The sequence below is a fragment of the Streptomyces sp. NPDC019890 genome (assembly GCF_044903445.1).
Lineage (GTDB): Bacteria > Actinomycetota > Actinomycetes > Streptomycetales > Streptomycetaceae > Streptomyces.
The window spans coordinates 289,891-306,618 of sequence record NZ_JBJDQK010000008.1; the positions used below are offsets into that span (position 1 = coordinate 289,891).

The window sequence follows — 16,728 nt, forward strand, 5'->3', positions numbered from 1 at the left end:
ATCGCATGGCACAGCTGATCTGGAACGGGCTGTTCGTCGGCTCGTTCTACGCCCTGGTCGCCCTGGGCTACAGCATGGTCTACGGGATCATCAAGCTGCTCAACTTCGCCCATGGTGACCTCTATATGCTCGGAGCGTTCTCCGGGTTCGCGATGCTCGGCGCGCTGGGCGGCTTCGTCCCCTCAAGTTCGCTGCTCGCACTGTTCGTCGTGCTCGTGCTGACGATGCTGGCGACCGGCCTGGGCGGCGTCGCACTGGAGCGGGTGGCCTACCGGCCGCTGCGCGGAGCGCCGCGCCTCTCGCTGCTCATCACCGCGGTGGGCGCATCGTTCGCGCTGGAGTACGGCGTCCGCATCGTCGCCGGCCCCAACCCGCGGGTCTATCCGGTACGTCTCGACGGCACCGCCGTGGCGGTGTTCGGTGCCAAGATCACCGTTCAGCAGCTCGTACTCATGGCGATCGCCGCCGGGCTGATGGTGGCGCTGAACACCCTGGTCATGCGCAGCCGCCAGGGCCGGGCGATGCGCGCCATCGCGCTCGACCCGAAGGCGTGCCTGTTGATGGGCATCAACGTCGACGCGGTCATCTCCCGTACCTTCTTCATCGGTTCGGCCTTGGCGGGCGCCGCCGGAGTCATGTCCGGCGCCTACTACGGAAAGATCGACTTCCTGATGGGCTTCATCATCGGGCTCAAGGCGTTCACCGCGGCCGTCATCGGCGGCATCGGCAATATGAAGGGCACCATGCTGGGCGGCCTCGTCCTGGGGCTGCTGGAGTCCTTCGGCACCGACTGGCTCGGCGGCGAGTGGCGCGATGTGTTCGCCTTCGGCTTCCTCATCCTCTTCCTGACCGTGCGGCCGACCGGCCTGCTCGGCGAGCGTGTAACGGAGCGAGTGTGATGACGGCCGTCCAGAACCCACCGGTGAAGCCCGTCAAGGGCCGCGGGCCCTCGCCCGTCACAAGGCTGCTGGAAAGCCGAAGGCTGGGCTGGGCCGGGCTGTCGACCGCCCTGCTCGCCCCGTTCGTCATCGCCACTCCGTACGCGATGAACGTGATGACCAGCGCGGTCATCTTCGTGATGCTCGCCGTCGGTCTGAACATCGTCGTCGGCTACTGCGGTCTGCTCGACCTCGGCTTCGCCGCCTTCCTCGCGGTCGGCGCATACACCGGCGGGGTACTCGCCACGGAGTTGAAGGTCCCGCTCCTGGCCACCGTACCGGTCGTCGTCGTGGTGACCGTGGTGGCCGGAGTGGTGATCGGAGGTCCCACGCTGCGGCTGCGCAGCGACTATCTGGCCATCGTGACCCTCGGCTTCGGGGAGATCATCCGGATCGTCGCGAGCAACCTGGACATCACCGGAGGTCCCTCAGGGATCTACGGCATCCCCGGGCTGTTCGGTGACACGCTCTCCGACCCGGTCGTCTTCTACTACACCGCCGTACTGATCGTCTCGGTCGCGGTGCTGTTCGCCGCGCGGCTCGGTCGCTCCCGTATAGGCCGCGCCTGGCGATTCGTCAGGGAGGACGAGGACGCTGCCGAGGCCAGCGGAATCCATACCTACCGGGTCAAGTTGGCGGCCTATGTCGCGGGTGCAGTCTGGGGCGGACTCGCGGGCGTGCTGTTCGCCGGCCAGCTCTCGGCGATCTCCCCGGCCAGCTTCACCTTCCTGCAGTCCGCCCTTGTCCTGATGGCGGTCGTGCTCGGCGGTATGGGCTCCACCCCCGGCGTCGTGGTCGGCGCCGTGGTGATCAGTCTGCTGCCCGAGCTGCTGCGGGGCCTGGCCGACTACCGCTATTTCGTGTTCGGCGTGCTGCTCATCGTCGTGATGCTGCTCCGCCCGCAGGGCCTTTGGCCGCACCGTTCGCGCGAGCCCGGCCACACGGCGGCGCGGAGCACGCCCGGCGCACCCGGCGCACCGGCAAAGGAGGAAGAGTGATTCTCGAAGTAAGGGATCTGCGGCTGGCTTTCGGCGGAGTCCGTGCCGTCGACGGCCTCACCTTCTCGGTCGGTGAGGGCGAGATCGTCTCGATCATCGGCCCCAACGGCGCGGGAAAAACCTCCGCGTTCAATTGCGTGAGCGGGTTCTACCAGCCGACCGGGGGCGTTGTCCGGCTGGCGGGAGAGGATGTGACGGGCCTGCGTCCGTCGGCGGTCGCCGCCCGCGGCCTCGCCCGCACCTTCCAGAACCTGCGGCTGTTCGGTGAGCTGTCGGTGCTGGACAACGTACGGGCGGGCACCCATCTGTGGCTGCGGCAGAGCACCCTCGACGCGGTGCTGCACACCCCCCGTTACCGGCGCAGCGAGCGCGAGAGCACCGACGAGGCCCACACATGGCTGGACTTCGTCGGACTCCGCGGGGACCGGGCCGGTCTTGTGCGTCACCTCCCGTACGGCGAGCAGCGCCGGGTGGAGATCGCCCGCGCCCTCGCCAGACGGCCGAAGCTGCTGCTGCTCGACGAGCCGGCAGCCGGGCTCAACCACGGCGAGAAGGCCGAGTTGCTCGCCCTCATCCGGCGGATCCAAGAGCTGGGCATGGCGATCGCGCTCATCGAGCACGACATGGGCCTGGTCATGGAGGTGTCCGGGCGAGTGGTGGTGCTGAACTTCGGAAAGGAGATCGCCGACGGTTCGCCGGAGGAGGTACGGCAGGACCCGGCCGTCATCGAGGCTTACCTCGGCCGGGCGGCCGACGACGACGAAGTCCATGCCGCTCGCGCCGGATTCGACGGGGAGGGGGCACACCATGCTTGAGATCTACGGCCTCGACGTCCGTTACGGAGGAGTACAGGCACTGCGGGGGCTCGACCTCAGCGTTGCCGAAGGGGAGACCGTCGCCCTGCTCGGCAACAACGGCGCGGGCAAGACCACCACTCTGTCGGCGGTGTCCGGGCTGGTCCGACCCGCCGCGGGCCGGATCGTGCACGCGGGTGAAGACATCACGAGGACCGCTCCGTCGAGGATCGTCGCGCGAGGAGTGGTGCACGTCCCCGAGGGACGGCGGATCTTCAGCACACTGACCGTGCATGAAAACCTGCTGCTGGGCGGCTATTTGCTGCGCGACGGCGCCGAACTCGCGCGGCGGGTCGAGGAGGTCTACGAGCTGCTGCCCCGGCTGGCCGAACGGCGGTCTCAGCACGGCGGGACGCTGTCCGGTGGGGAGCAGCAGATGCTCGCCATCGGCCGGGCCCTCGTCGCCCGCCCCGGCCTGCTGATGCTGGACGAACCGTCAATGGGCCTGGCCCCGCTCATGGTCGCCGCGGTGATGGAGGTGATCAAGGACGTCAACCTCGGCGGCACGGCGGTGCTTCTCGTCGAACAGAACGCCACGGCTGCGCTGAAGATCGCGCACCGGGGATATGTGATCGAGAACGGGGAGACGGTGTTGGAGGGCACAGCGGCCGACCTGTCCGCCGACCCCCGCGTCGTCCAGGCCTATCTGGGCGGGGTTGCGTGAGCGGCCCCGGGCGGCTCGGATCGGTCGCAGGTCAGTGCGGGCGCCCCGGCGGCCGGCAAGCGGGAGCACTTTCGTGCGGCCCGACTGCCCCAAGAACCGCCCTGATTGGGGCTGCGGAGGGACGGCCCGAAGGCTGACCATCTGACGGGACGCCCGGTAGCTGTAGCCGGACGGCCGTGAAGGGAGAGGTGACCGTGCGACGACGACCCCAGTTGAGGAGCGGACCGCGCGCCATCGCGTCAGTAGTCGTCGCGGTGCTCCTTCCCGCGGCGGGCGGCGCGCGCCGTTGTGGCCCGTCGGTCCCGGCCCTGCTGCGGCACCGGTCGGGGGACGGCGAGGAGCCGATGACCCATGAGCTCTGAGCCGTCCCGGCCGTCCGCCCTGCCAACCACGGCGGACTGCCAGTTGCAGGCCGCCGGCTTCGACTGGGACGCCGTCCGCGTGCCGCGCAGCATCGGCATACATGTGCTGGAAATCCTGGGGCACCGCAGCGGCGCCGTGATCGAGGACCCCCGCGAGCCCGCCGTCTACTGGTTCGTTCGCAAGGGTTCGACAGCCGGGTGGGACGTCCCGGAGACCCGTCCCCTCGGCATGACACAGCATCTGGTTGTGCCGCCCCTGCACCGCGTTCGGGGGCCGGGCCCGCACTGGCGGATCTGTCCCACCGGCGATCGACTGATCACCGACGTGCGGGCGTTGCGGGCGGCTGTCGAGGATGCGGTCGGGAGGTTCCGTGCCCCTCGAGGGGATACGGCACGGCTGCTTCCCGGCCAGGGCTGCGCGGAACCCCCTCCAGGTCGAACGGCTTCAGCAGTTCCGCGCCCCCGATCACAGACATGAGGACAATGATGCGCTTCGCCATCTTGGGGTCGTTGACAGTCCGTGACGTAGAAGCGGACATCACGCCGTCTGCCCCGATGCTCCATCGCACGCTCGCGATGTTGCTGCTTCACGCCAACCACACGGTCACCATATCGATGCTCATCGAGGAGTTGTGGGCCAGCAATCCCCCGCGGGAGCTTTCAGGAGTGCGACCAAAGACTGGTTAAGTGTCGGTGTCGGTTCGTCAAGGCCGTGGCCGAGGACGGCGTCCGGACATGAGTGAGTGGCAGGCCCTGTGCCGACCATCACCGCCCGCGGCAGAACTGTGCTTGCCCTGTGATCCAACTCCGCGCTTGGTTAGGGCCGGTAGGGGGAATAGCTCCTACTTCTCAGGGGGAAACAAGGGGGGCCTGCTCATGACCGCGGGGGATCCACAGAGCCGTATTCCGGCCTATCCGGGCGTCGAGCGCTTCATCGACGCCTTCGACAAACTGGTGGTACAGCCCCGGCGCAGCCGCAGCAGGGTGCCCGTCGTCCTGCTCAGTGAGCCGGACGGCGGCAATGCGGGACGCCGGATCGTCACGGGGCTCCGCTCGCGGATGCGCGGCCGCAGCGAGGTCCTCGCCCCGCACGCGTACATCCCGCAGATCCCGGACGGGGCCGAGCCGCCGCCGCTCGAACTCTTCGAGCATCTGACCCTTCAGCTCGCCGAGACCATGCCGCCCGGCACGGGTGAACTACGCCTGCACAGCTACCGGTTGTTGCGCTCCGTCGTTACCGCGCCCGCCGTCGAGGGGCTCATGGAGCGCCGCCACGCCGAGCTGCGCAACCACTGCTACGCGGAGTACCGCAACTGGTCCCGTACCGCCCAGACCCTGTGGTGGCTCGGCGGCCGCGACCAGGCCAGCGGCGGCACGCTGCTCGAGCTGCTGTGGAACTTCGTCGCGGGCCCGCTCTTCCAGCGGCTGCCGCGTGCCTGGTACGGCTGGCGCGCCAACCGCCGCATGCTCGGGCGTGCCCGCAGCCGCAGCTGGTACGCGGAGTGGGTGCGCCGTCAGCACGGCAGCCCGCCCACCGACTTCTTCCGCTCCGCGCTCGACCTCGTACACGGCGACGCTGCCAATGAGCCGGAGCGTATGGACCGGGTGCTCATGCACGCCCTGCTCGCCGACCTCGACCAGGCGTGCCGGACGCGTCTCTTCAACCCCTGGCGGCGACGCCGCGCCTCCCGCTTCGTGCTTCTCTTCGACGAGGCGGGGCCCGCCGACTCGCGCGTACAGCGCTTCCTTCGTGAACTCCGCTCCGCCATGGAGGACTTGCGCTGCACCTCGGTGTGCGCGGTGGCGGGCGGTGTACGCTCGCTGGCCTCGCGCATCCCCGACATCGACGCGTCGGGCCTCGCCCACGCCGGCGCCGAGCTGATCAACATCGAGCGGCGCGGGATGACGCCGGGTCAGCCGACCGGCATCGTAGTGCCGGTTGCCGAGGGACCCGAGGACGACCAGGCCGCGGTGTACTGGCTCGGCCGCTGGCCCACGCTGGTGACGCCGTCGCCGCGCTGGGGTCCCGGCGCCGAGGTGGCCGGAGTGCTCGGCGTCGGAGGGCTTGCGCTCGCGCTCGCCGCCGGCCTCGTCCTCGTACCGGACATCGGGGGCCGCGAGAAGGACGACCCCTGCCAGGGCTCCACCTTCCTCGGTACGGACGGGCATTGCGTCGGCGTTGCCGAAGGCGCGGCCGGCTTCGGCAAGGAGCCCAGCGAGCAGGCCGTACGGGCCGTGCTCCAGCAGATCGAGCGGCAGAACGAGGAGGTCGACAAGGAGCTCGCGGGCCGGCCCGGCAACGACCCGCGCCCCGGTCGCCGCACCGTCGTCTACTTCGGCCCGCTCACCGGCGGCAAGGACGCCGAAGACCCGGTGCGCGGCGGCACCTTGGCGGAGCTGCGCGGCATCGCGCTGGCGCAGCAGCACATCAACGCCCAGGCGCTGCGTTCCGGCGAGCGCGTCCCGCTGCGGGTGCTCGCCGCCAACGCGGGTGACCGCTTCAAGGACGCACCCGCGGTCGCCGACCGGATCGTGGAGCTCGCCGCGAGCGATCCGTCCATCGCGGGCGTCGTCGGTTTCGGGCAGAGCCGCCGCAATACGTACAACGCGATGCGCACCCTCGACAAGGCCGGCATCCCGATGGTCGGCACCTCGGGCACCGCCGATGAACTCCTGCGCCAGGGCGAGCACTACTACCAGACAGCCCCCACCGATGCGCGGGCCGCCGAGCTGATGGCGGCGTTCGCTTCGAGCGCCGGGATGACCGCGGGCGGGCAGAAGGCTCGCCGGGTGAGTCTCGTTGCCGACGCCACCGACGCCTACAGCAACAGCCTTGCCGCGTCCTTCCGTGCCTCGTACGGGCCGGGGCGCACCGACGTACTCCTCTACACCCCCACCGACGCACCGGAACCGGGACCGGTGCCGGGTGCGCTCGGCGGGCGGCCCGTGCCCACCGTGGAGGACCTGGCCCGCGAGGTCTGCCGTGCGGTGAGTGAGGAGCCGCGGACGGCGGTGGTGTGGTCGGCGCGGGCCAGCCAGTTCCAGCTGTTCCTGGCCGAGATCGCCCGTATCTCAGGCGACTGCCCTAAGATCAGCGTGCTCGGCGGCGACGACGTCACCAACACGCTGACGGAAGAGCGGCGCCCCTGGGACGACTTCAAGGGCCTCACCCTTTTCTACGTCTCGCACGGCTACGCCCCCACGCTGGCGGCACGGAGCCCGGAGGCCGCGGCCTTCCTCGCCGCGTACGACCGTGCGTACGGCGGCGACCACAGCGCCAGGACGAAGGCCATGCGCGAGGACGGCCATGTCGCGCTCGCCTGGGACGCGTTGCGCTATCTCGCCGAGGGCATCGACCAGGCCTGGCGCACCACCGGCGGACATGACGACCGCCTCGACCGCGGGCTGCTGCAAGGCGTGCTCTACCAGGGCCTGGGCGGCGGGGGCTTCGACGGCGCCACCGGCCGTATCGACGCGCACGGCGCGGCGGGCGGAGGACGGCTGACGGAGGACAAACTGCTTGCGGTACTGCGGGGCAGCAGCGACGAGCCGGCGACCGAGCTGCTGTGCGGCACGGTGGCGCGCGGTGATGAACGCACGACGTGGGGGCCGAAGGGCAAGGAGCACCCGTGCCCGTAACCGCGTGAGCTCAGGCGGGCCGGGCTGGTGGTGACGCCATCGAGGCGGCTACTCGAACCGCGCGGTGTCGCCCGCCCCTCTGCGTACGATCTCGAGTTCGCCGCCGGAGAAGTCGATGACCGTGGTCGGCTCGGTGCCACAGTCGCCCGAGTCGAGCACGGCGTCCACCACGTGGTCGAGCCGTTCCTTGATCTCCCAGCCCTGTGTCATCGGCTCTTCCTCGTCGGGCAGGAGCAGGGTGCTGGAAACCAGCGGCTCACCGAGTTCCGCGAGCAGGGCCTGCGCGACGGCGTGGTCGGGAATCCTGACTCCGACGGTCTTCTTCTTCGGGTGCAGCAGCTGGCGCGGCACCTCCTTCGTCGCGGGGAGGATGAAGGTGTAACTGCCGGGCGTCGCTGCCTTGATCGCGCGGAACACGTCATTGTCGACGTGCACGAACTGACCCAGCTGCGCGAAGTTCTGGCACACAAGGGTGAAGTGGTGACGATCGTCGAGGTTCCGGATGGACCGGATCCGGCCGATGCCGTCACGACTGCCCAGCCGGCATCCCAGTGCGTAACAGGAGTCCGTCGGGTACGCGACGAGCGCACCGGACCGGATACTGTCAGCCACATTGCTGATGGTGCGCCGCTGAGGATTCTCCGGGTGCACGTCGAAATACTTCGCCATCCGCCGAGTCTAGGTGATCAGGGCATCCGCGCTCGGGTGACCACGACGGCGCCGCGAGGCCGAGAGCGTCCCGAGCCGCCGCCGCGGTGCTCGCCACCGGACGCAGCCGGGCCGGTGCGGCGGTGTTCGCGATGGAGCACCGGCTGCTGCCTGCCCTGATCCTCCCGTCAAAGGCGCGCCCCGGCCCAGCCCGGACGGCCCGGACGCAGCGCATCAGTCCCGTACTGCCGATAAGTCGGTATCAGGGACGGCGCACGAAGTTCTGACGCAGTAAGGAATACGTGACGGGCGAAAGGCGAACCATCGGAAAACGCGCGCATGGAGGGCCAATCCCTGGGCACACGAGTTCCTGGAGGTTGATAACTATGGTTCCCCTACTCCTCGTTCTCTTGCTCGCCCTGATCCTCTTTGGTGCCGGATTCGCATTGAAGGCACTGTGGATCGTAGCGGTGATCGTGCTCGCGGTGTGGCTGCTCGGCTTCGTCATGCGATCCGCCGGAACAGGAGGCAGTCGCGGCCGCTGGTACCGCTGGTAGCGGCCCGACCCGAATTCGCAGGGCGGCCCCGGACATCCATGTCCGGGGCCGCCCTGCGCGGCGTTCATTCCGGCGAAGGTTGCATTCCCCGGGCACTTCTCCATTTCCGGCAAGTTTTACAAATACCCGGCACGCGTCTCTTCGAACAGCAGCCACGAGATCGAGTTGGTCTACCGGCCGCCGCCCCGGCATGGTTGATGAGAGACTCCGACGACGTTTCGGCGCCCATCCGGTTGGGCAGAACGCGCACCCTCCAACCAGATCTGGCGCCTCGCTCCCCCGCAGGGGACATACACCCCATCACCGACGGAATGTGCGCTTCCGCCGATCTTTGTCGGCATCGCAGCTCGTGGGCTAGTCTTTGGCGAATTTGGTGGGCACTTCGCAACTCCGTGTACTGCTCTCGTAGCGGCCGAATTCGAGTGAGGTAGACATGGCTGACACGACCGGATCACGGCCTGCGGTGGGCAGCACGGCTGCACACGGCGGCGCCAAGGTCGGTGAGCTGGAATTGCGGCAGTTGCTTGCCGGGCTGACCGCCGTCCGCGACGGTGATTTCGGCACCCGCCTGCCCAGTGAGGCCGACGGCCTGCTCGGTGAGATCGCCACCGTCTTCAACGGCATGGTCGACCAACTCTCCTTGTTCACCTCCGAGGTGACCCGCGTGGCCCGCGAGGTGGGCACCGAAGGAACCCTGGGCGGCCAGGCCGAGGTACCCGGCGTGTCCGGCACCTGGGCAGATCTCACCGACTCGGTGAACGCCATGGCCGGCAACCTCACCACGCAGGTACGTGACATTGCGCAGGTGGCCACGGCGGTGGCCAAGGGCGACCTGTCCCAGAAGATCGACGTCGACGCCCGGGGCGAGATCCTCGAACTCAAGAACACGATCAACACCATGGTCGACCAACTCTCCGCATTCGCCGACGAAGTCACGCGCATGGCACGCGAGGTCGGCACCGAGGGTCGGCTCGGCGGGCAGGCGGACGTCAAGGGAGTCTCCGGCACCTGGCGGGACCTGACCGACTCGGTGAACTTCATGGCCGACAACCTCACCGCTCAGGTGCGGTCGATCGCGCAAGTGGCCACCGCGGTAGCCAAGGGCGACCTGTCCCAGAAGATCACCGTCACCGCGCGGGGCGAGATCCTCGAACTGAAGGACACCATCAACACGATGGTCGACCAACTCTCCGCATTCGCCGACGAGGTGACCCGCGTCGCACGCGAGGTCGGCACGGAGGGCAATCTGGGCGGCCAGGCGACCGTGCGCGGTGTGTCGGGCACCTGGAAGGATCTCACCGACAACGTCAACGTCATGGCCTCCAACCTGACGGGCCAGGTGCGGTCCATCGCCCAGGTGGCGACCGCCGTGGCGCGTGGCGACCTGTCGCAGAAGATCACCGTTGAGGCCAAGGGCGAGGTGGCCGCGCTCGCCGGGGTGATCAACACCATGGTCGACACGTTGTCGGCGTTCGCGGACGAGGTCACGCGCGTGGCGCGTGAGGTCGGTACCGAAGGCATCCTCGGTGGCCAGGCGCACGTCCCCAACGTGGCCGGGACCTGGAAGGACCTGACGGACAACGTCAACTCGATGGCGAACAACCTGACCGGTCAGGTACGCAACATCGCCCTCGTGACCACCGCCGTCGCCAAGGGCGATCTGTCGAAGAAGATCGACGTCGACGCCCGCGGCGAGATCCTGGAGCTCAAGACCACCATCAACACGATGGTCGACCAGCTGTCGTCCTTCGCGGCCGAGGTCACGCGGGTCGCCCGGGAGGTCGGCAGCGAGGGGAGACTCGGCGGCCAGGCGGAGGTCGAGGGCGTTTCGGGTATGTGGAAGCGTCTCACCGAGAACGTCAACGAGTTGGCAGGCAATCTGACCCGGCAGGTACGGGCCATCGCCGAGGTGACCAGCGCTGTTGCCGAGGGCGATCTGACCCGCTCCATCACCGTGGACGCTTCCGGCGAGGTCGCCGAACTCAAGGACAACATCAACTCGATGGTGGGGTCGCTGCGCGAGACGACCCGGGCCAATCAGGAGCAGGACTGGCTGAAGACAAATCTGGCGCGCCTCTCCGCGTTGATGCAGGGCCATCGTGACCTGGCTGTGGTGGCTGAGAACATCATGGATGAGCTGACCCCTCTGGTGGAGGCTCAGTACGGTGCCTTCTATCTCGCCGTGGAGGGCGAGCAGGGCGTGGAACTGACGCTTGTCGGCTCCTACGGCCGCCCCGCGGGATCCGACCCGGACACACGGTTCAGGCTGGGCGAATCCCTGGTCGGCCAAGCTGCGCGCAGCCGCCGCGTCATCGCCACGGACAAGGTTCCGGGCGACTACGTCACCCTGTCGTCCGGCCTTGGCCGCACCACCCCGGGCAGCTTGATCGTGCTGCCGATTCTCGTCGAGGACCAGGTCCTCGGTGTCATTGAGCTCGCGTCCTTCACTTCCTTCGCGCCCGTCCACCGCGACTTCCTCGAGCGGCTCATGGGCACCGTGGGCGTCAACGTCAGCACCATCGTGGCCAACGCCCGTACCGATGAACTCCTCGGCGAGTCGCAGCGCCTGGCGAGCGAGCTCCGGGCGCGCTCGGAGGAAATGCAGGTGCAGCAGGAGGAGTTGCAGAGGTCCAACGCCGAGCTGGAGGAGAAGGCAGCGCTGCTGGCCGCGCAGAACAGCGACATCGAGGCCAAGAACCTGGAGATCGAACAGGCCCGCGGCGAGTTGGAAGCCCGCGCTCAGCAGCTGTCCCTCGCTTCGAAGTACAAGTCGGAGTTCTTGGCCAATATGAGCCACGAGCTGAGGACTCCGTTGAACAGTCTCCTCATCCTCGCGCAGCTGCTGTCGCAGAACCCCACGCGAAACCTCACGCCCAAGCAGGTCGAGTACGCGGGCATCATCCACTCGGCCGGTTCCGATCTGCTGCAACTGATCAACGACATCCTGGACCTGTCGAAGGTCGAGGCCGGCAAGATGGACATCCATCCCGAGCGAGTCCCGCTGCGCCGGCTCCTGGAGTACGTCGAAGCCACCTTCCAGCCGCTCACCGTTCAGAAAAGCCTGGGCTTCACGATCACCACAGCCCCTGGAGTGCCGGCCGACCTGCTCACCGACGATGCGCGGCTGCGTCAGGTACTGCGCAATCTGCTGTCCAACGCGGTCAAGTTCACCGAACGCGGCAGTGTCGAACTCCGGATTGAGCCGGCCGCGGAAAGCGAACTGCCGCCGACCATGCGCCGGTTCGGGCCCACCGTGGCATTCCGCGTCAAGGATTCCGGCATCGGCATCGCCGAGCGGCAGCTGGACTCCATCTTCGGCGCCTTCCAGCAGGCAGACGGCACCACGAGCCGGAATTACGGCGGAACCGGGCTGGGTCTGTCCATCAGCAGGGAGATCGCCCATCTGCTCGGAGGCGCGGTCGACGCTGAGAGCACACTGGGCCAGGGAAGCACCTTCACCCTCTATCTGCCCGCGTGCCGCCCGGACTTCGAACACCGCGCCGCACCGGCGCAGAGCGCTCAAATCGGCGGCGGTGAAACGGCACCCGACGACACCCTTCGTCCCGCCGCGCCCCCCGCCCTTCAGGCGTCCCCGCGGCAACGACGCCTTCTGGTGATCGAGGAACGGCCGCGTGGCCTCATGACGCTGGTCGCCGAAAGCACCGTCGCCGAGTTCACCGACCGCCGCGACCTGACCGACCCGCGTGCCGCAGTGGAGGTCGTCAGTGCCCTGGGAGCCCAGGAAGCGGCCGCCGCGCTCGCCGCGGAATCCTGCCACTGCGTCGTACTGGACCTTGACATGTCCGACGGCGAGGCCCTCCGGTTCCTTGACGCCATGGACGGCGACGCGGGTATCCGCAGCGTGCCCGTCCTGGCCCACAACAACCGTCGGCTGGATCGGGCACAGGAACGGAAACTGCAGTCGCGTGTCGAGACCCAACCACTGGAGCTGCTCTCCAGCCTGGACGAGCTGCGGGAACGCATCACTCTGCACCTCTCCGCCGAGCAGCCGGGCGACGTACTGCCACTCATGCGCCCCGAGGAAGCCGCACACGCATCGCCCCAGGACACCGACGAGACCCTGGCCGGGCGTACCGTCCTCGTCGTCGATGACGATGCCCGTAACCTGTACGCCCTCAGCGGCATCCTGGAACTCCACGGCGTCAACGTTCTGCATGCCGAGAACGGCCGTAGGGGCATCGACACTCTCTCCGAGAACCCCGCCATCGACCTGATTCTGATGGACGTGATGATGCCTGAGATGGACGGCTATACCGCCACCGCCGAGATCCGGCGGAGGCCGGCCCACAGCGCTCTGCCCATCATCGCCGTGACGGCCAAGGCCATGCCCGGTGACCGCGAGAAGTGCCTGGCCGCAGGAGCCAGCGACTACGTCACCAAACCGCTGGACGCCGATGAACTCATCGCGTGCGTCCGCCGCTGGGTGAACACGTAGCCGGGGCCCCCTGCCAGCCACTCTCGCGCGTCGACCATCCCGTCAGGAGCAGCACTACGGTGAATACCCCCCAGCCACCCGAAGAGCCCGTCCGGGATGACGGGCCGCTGGGAGCTGCTTCCGATCGCCAGTACGCGCGCGTCAACAACGTGCCCCCGCCCCGGTCGGAAGAGGGCAGCAACGACGAGGGCTCCGGGCTCTCCGCCGTCGTGAAGGACGCCCAGGCCGAGGTCGGCACCGACCCGGCCGGCGGCGCGTCGGCGGTCGGCCGGCTGGCCGCGACGGTGGAACGACTTCGCCGTGAAGTCCAGGCAGCCCATGCCGCCGCCGATGGCCGTGCCCTGATCGAGCTGGCCAAAGGCGTCCTGATCGAGCGGTTCCACTGCGGCCCCACCGAGGCAGCCGGGCACCTCGCCGGGCTGGCGGAGCAAGCGGGCATGTCACAGCTTGAGCTGGCCGCCGACATCATCAACCAGTCCGCACGTGACAGTTTCACCGAGGCGGCTCGCGACTTCATTTCCCGGACCAACGGTGCCGGCGAGACGTCCGACGGGACGGGCGGATCCGTGGCGGTGCGGCTGCGCGCAGCCGAGAGCGGCGCACTGGCCGCAGACGACACGCAGGCCGTGGCCGAGTCCGTGCTGCACCATGCGCTCGCCCCGCTGGGTGCCACTGCGGTCGCCATCTGGGCGGCAGGACATGACGCGTCTCTCACCCTTGCCGGCAACGCCGGGTTCGCTGCGGAGGAAGCCGGGCGATGGCGTTATGTGCCGCCCGGTGTGGAGACCGTGGCCCGCCGGGCGCTGACCGAGCGCCGGACCGTGTGGTTCCAGGCACTCGCGGAAGCGGGCCTTCCATCGATCAGCGATCATCAGGCAACCGGTGGCGGCCGGGTGGCCGTGCCGGCCGGCGCCGGCGGCCGGATCATCGGAGTCCTGGAAATCTGCTGGCCGCACCGTCTTGCGCCGCAACCACCTCAGATCCAGCGTCAAGTGGAAGCCCTCGCTGAACTGTGTGCCCACACGCTGGAAACACACACAGCCGCAGTCGTCGGATTCCCGGACGCACCCAACGCGCTGAAACAGGACCTCGCCGAACTGGTCGACCTCGTTGACGGCCTCTATGACCCCGCGCTGGTGCTGCTGCCTCACCTCGAGGCCGACGGGCACCTGAGCGACTTCCGCATCCATCACACAAACCGGCACTTCGTCGATCCCGCCGGGCGACCGCGCAGCGCCGTCAGCGGAGCGATGCTTCTGGAGGCCTACCCCATGGCCGCCGTCGACAGTGAACTGTTCGAGAAGGTGGAGCGGGTGCATGCCACCGGTGAACCCTTCTACGCCGAGCGGATGACTCTCACCGCGCTGGTCGATCAGGTGCCGCTCGAAGCCGTCGCCGACATCAGCATCAGCAGGCATGGCGCTGCTGTACTGCTCATCTGGCGGATAGAAGACGAAGCCGGGCGACTGGCCAGCCTGTTGCAGCACGCCCAGCGCCTGGGCCGCATTGGCGGATTCGAGGAGAACACCGCAACCGGCAAGATCACCTGGAACCAACAACTGCACAGCCTCCACGGTCTGCCGCCCACCGCTGCACCCATCCCCCTGGAGCAACTGCCCGCGCACGCCCACCCCGACGACGCAGTCGCCATCGGCCGCTTCCTGCGTACCTTGTTGCAGCACCAGCGGGCCGCTTCCACTGCCTTTCGCCTGCAGCGTCCCGACGGCGTCACGCGGCACGTCCGCGTCGTCGCTGAGCCGGTCCTCGACGCGGACGATCGGCTGCTCGCTGTCCGAGGTGCCTTCCAGGACATCTCGTCGCAGCACTGGACCGAGGTGGCGCTGGCAGCGACACGTGACCAACTCGCGCACACGGAGCAGGAGTCGGCCGAGCGCAACCGCCTTGCTCTGCAACTCCAGCAGGCAATCATGCCGCCCACCCGGGGTCCGATCGACGCGCCCGGGCTCAGCATCGGAGTGCGCTACCGGCCCGCGGAGACCCAGCACCTGGTCGGCGGCGACTGGTACGACGCGTTCGTTCTGCCGTCCGGGCAGGTCCTCGTATGCGTCGGTGACATCGCGGGCCACGGCATCGAGGCGGCGACCAGCATGATCGTCCTCCGTAACGCCCTGCGTGGCCTCGCTGTGACCGGCGCGGGCCCGGCACAGCTGCTGACCTGGCTCAACCTGGTGACTCATCACCTGACCGACCCGGTCACCGCCACTGCGGTCTGCGGTCTTTACGATCCCGGCCGCCGCACCCTGCGCTGGGCCCGTGCCGGTCATCTGCCGCCCGTCCTGGTGACCGAGCAGCAGACCACGAAACTGCCGCTCATCCGCGGCATACTGCTCGGCGCCGTCGCACAGGCGGATTACGAGGAAGGTGAAGTACGGCTCGAGGTGGGCGACACGTTGCTGATGTACACCGACGGACTGGTCGAGCGGAGGGACTCCTCCATCCACGACTCTCTTGAGCATCTGATCGCCACCGCGAGCGTGGCCACCCAGTCCCTGGAACAACAACTGGACCGGCTGCTGACGCACAGCCGGGCAGACACGGATGACGACACATGCGTCGTCGGCCTCCGGGTGGAGTGATGGTGCGGGAGTGATGGTGCGCTGCGATGTTGCGGCCGGCCGGCGGGAATGCTCGTGCGCGGTCGGGGAACGCGCGTTCACACGGGACCTTCACTCTGGAAAGGACGACGCATGTCGAGGACAGCCACACCGTCCACACGACGCATCAACACGGAGTCGCAGCCCCTGGTCGGCTTCCAGGGCAGGGTCGGTGAACTGCCGTGGATCGAGGACACGGAGAAGATCGCCCCGCAGGACGCGCGCGAGCTGTCGAAGCTGTTCTTCGCTCGACTGCAGGTCCTCGAGGAAGGCACCCACGAGTACCAGTACGCGCGCAACACCCTCATCGAGATGAACCTGTCCCTGGTCCGGTTCGCCGCCCGCCGCTTCCGCAACCGGGGCAACGGTGAGATGGAGGACATCATCCAGGTCGGCACCATCGGCCTGATCAAGGCCATCGACCGCTTCGATGTGTCTCGCGAAGTCGAGTTCACCTCCTTCGCCATCCCCTGCATCGTCGGGGAGATCAAGCGGTTCTTCCGCGACACCAGCTGGGCCGTCCACGTACCCCGTCGCCTCCAGGAACTGCATATCGACCTGACCAAGGCCAAGGAAGACCTCACCACACGCCTGGACCGCCGGCCCAGCGTGACGGAATTGGCGGAGCATCTCGGTCTCGGCGAGGACGAAGTCGTCGAAGGCCTCATCGCCTCCAACGGCTACGCCGCCGGCTCCCTCGACACGCCGAGCGGCTCCACCGACGACGGGGACGGCAACGCCCCCGCCTACGCCGAGATCCTCGGCGACAGCGACCCCGCGATCGAACTCGTCGAAGACCTCCAAGCCCTCGCCCCGCTCCTCGACCGGCTCGACGACCGCGAACGCCACATCATCGAGTTGCGCTTCGGCCAGGAAAAGACCCAGTCCCAGATCGGCGAGGAACTCGGCATCTCCCAGATGCATGTCTCCCGCCTCCTCGCCCGCACCCTGAAAAAGCTCCGGACCGGAATGCTCACCGACCACTGACCGCCGCACC

Annotated in this window: 11 protein-coding genes; 10 read left to right on the top strand and 1 reads right to left on the bottom strand. The window is 68.4% G+C overall.

The window, feature by feature from the left end; all coding sequences use genetic code 11:
• The first annotated feature begins 5 nt into the window (after positions 1 to 5).
• The 6 genes from ACI2LP_RS23355 to ACI2LP_RS23380 all read left to right on the top strand — a co-directional run bounded on the left by ACI2LP_RS23355 (position 6) and on the right by ACI2LP_RS23380 (position 7,455).
• Positions 6 to 899, top strand: coding sequence for a branched-chain amino acid ABC transporter permease (locus ACI2LP_RS23355; RefSeq protein WP_404726443.1), 894 nt, complete (start codon positions 6 to 8; stop codon positions 897 to 899).
• Positions 899 to 1,936: a branched-chain amino acid ABC transporter permease gene (locus ACI2LP_RS23360; protein ID WP_404726444.1), complete on the top strand. Its 1,038-nt coding sequence runs from the start codon at positions 899 to 901 to the stop codon at positions 1,934 to 1,936. Before ACI2LP_RS23355 ends, ACI2LP_RS23360 begins: the two co-directional genes overlap by 1 nt.
• Positions 1,933 to 2,751 carry an ABC transporter ATP-binding protein gene (locus ACI2LP_RS23365; protein WP_404726445.1) on the top strand — a complete coding sequence of 273 codons (819 nt, stop codon included), beginning with the start codon at positions 1,933 to 1,935 and terminating at the stop codon, positions 2,749 to 2,751. Before ACI2LP_RS23360 ends, ACI2LP_RS23365 begins: the two co-directional genes overlap by 4 nt.
• A complete protein-coding gene (locus ACI2LP_RS23370; protein WP_404726446.1) occupies positions 2,744 to 3,454 on the top strand; it encodes an ABC transporter ATP-binding protein in 711 nt (236 codons plus the stop codon). The genes ACI2LP_RS23365 and ACI2LP_RS23370 overlap by 8 nt, the downstream gene beginning before the upstream one ends.
• Before the next feature lie 194 nt (positions 3,455 to 3,648).
• A complete protein-coding gene (locus ACI2LP_RS23375) occupies positions 3,649 to 3,816 on the top strand; it encodes a hypothetical protein (RefSeq protein ID WP_404726447.1) in 168 nt (55 codons plus the stop codon).
• Between the two features lie 876 nt (positions 3,817 to 4,692).
• Entirely contained in the window at positions 4,693 to 7,455 is a 2,763-nt protein-coding gene (locus ACI2LP_RS23380) for an ABC transporter substrate-binding protein (RefSeq protein WP_404726448.1), read from the top strand.
• Positions 7,456 to 7,503: 48 nt separating this feature from the next.
• On the opposite strand, the gene ACI2LP_RS23385 is transcribed toward ACI2LP_RS23380, so the two are convergent.
• Positions 7,504 to 8,124, bottom strand: coding sequence for an L-threonylcarbamoyladenylate synthase (locus ACI2LP_RS23385; protein ID WP_404726449.1), 621 nt, complete (start codon positions 8,122 to 8,124; stop codon positions 7,504 to 7,506).
• Positions 8,125 to 8,489: 365 nt separating this feature from the next.
• On the opposite strand from ACI2LP_RS23385, the gene ACI2LP_RS23390 reads away from it, so the two are divergent.
• From ACI2LP_RS23390 to ACI2LP_RS23405, 4 genes are all read left to right on the top strand, one after another.
• Complete coding sequence (locus tag ACI2LP_RS23390; RefSeq protein ID WP_326654632.1) at positions 8,490 to 8,660, top strand: hydrophobic protein; 171 nt, start codon at positions 8,490 to 8,492, stop codon at positions 8,658 to 8,660.
• A 433-nt stretch (positions 8,661 to 9,093) separates the two neighbouring features.
• Positions 9,094 to 13,116 (top strand): HAMP domain-containing protein, encoded by a 4,023-nt coding sequence (locus tag ACI2LP_RS23395; protein WP_404726450.1) that lies wholly within the window; start codon positions 9,094 to 9,096, stop codon positions 13,114 to 13,116.
• Between the two features lie 59 nt (positions 13,117 to 13,175).
• A complete protein-coding gene (locus ACI2LP_RS23400; RefSeq protein WP_404726451.1) occupies positions 13,176 to 15,713 on the top strand; it encodes a SpoIIE family protein phosphatase in 2,538 nt (845 codons plus the stop codon).
• 111 nt (positions 15,714 to 15,824) lie between these two features.
• The gene (locus ACI2LP_RS23405; RefSeq protein ID WP_404726452.1) at positions 15,825 to 16,718 is read left to right on the top strand and encodes a SigB/SigF/SigG family RNA polymerase sigma factor; all 894 of its coding nucleotides are present in this window, start codon (positions 15,825 to 15,827) and stop codon (positions 16,716 to 16,718) included.
• Positions 16,719 to 16,728 lie beyond the last annotated feature (10 nt).

What these genes read in the sequence shown, in the direction of transcription:
- ACI2LP_RS23390 (WP_326654632.1), top strand. Translation starts at nt 8,490, where the DNA reads ATGGTTCCCCTACTCCTCGTTCTCTTGCTCGCCCTGATCCTCTTTGGT.
- ACI2LP_RS23370 (WP_404726446.1), top strand. Translation starts at nt 2,744, where the DNA reads ATGCTTGAGATCTACGGCCTCGACGTCCGTTACGGAGGAGTACAGGCA.
- ACI2LP_RS23360 (WP_404726444.1), top strand. Translation starts at nt 899, where the DNA reads ATGACGGCCGTCCAGAACCCACCGGTGAAGCCCGTCAAGGGCCGCGGG.
- ACI2LP_RS23355 (WP_404726443.1), top strand. Translation starts at nt 6, where the DNA reads ATGGCACAGCTGATCTGGAACGGGCTGTTCGTCGGCTCGTTCTACGCC.
- ACI2LP_RS23385 (WP_404726449.1), bottom strand. Translation starts at nt 8,124, where the DNA reads ATGGCGAAGTATTTCGACGTGCACCCGGAGAATCCTCAGCGGCGCACC.
- ACI2LP_RS23405 (WP_404726452.1), top strand. Translation starts at nt 15,825, where the DNA reads ATGTCGAGGACAGCCACACCGTCCACACGACGCATCAACACGGAGTCG.
- ACI2LP_RS23380 (WP_404726448.1), top strand. Translation starts at nt 4,693, where the DNA reads ATGACCGCGGGGGATCCACAGAGCCGTATTCCGGCCTATCCGGGCGTC.
- ACI2LP_RS23395 (WP_404726450.1), top strand. Translation starts at nt 9,094, where the DNA reads ATGGCTGACACGACCGGATCACGGCCTGCGGTGGGCAGCACGGCTGCA.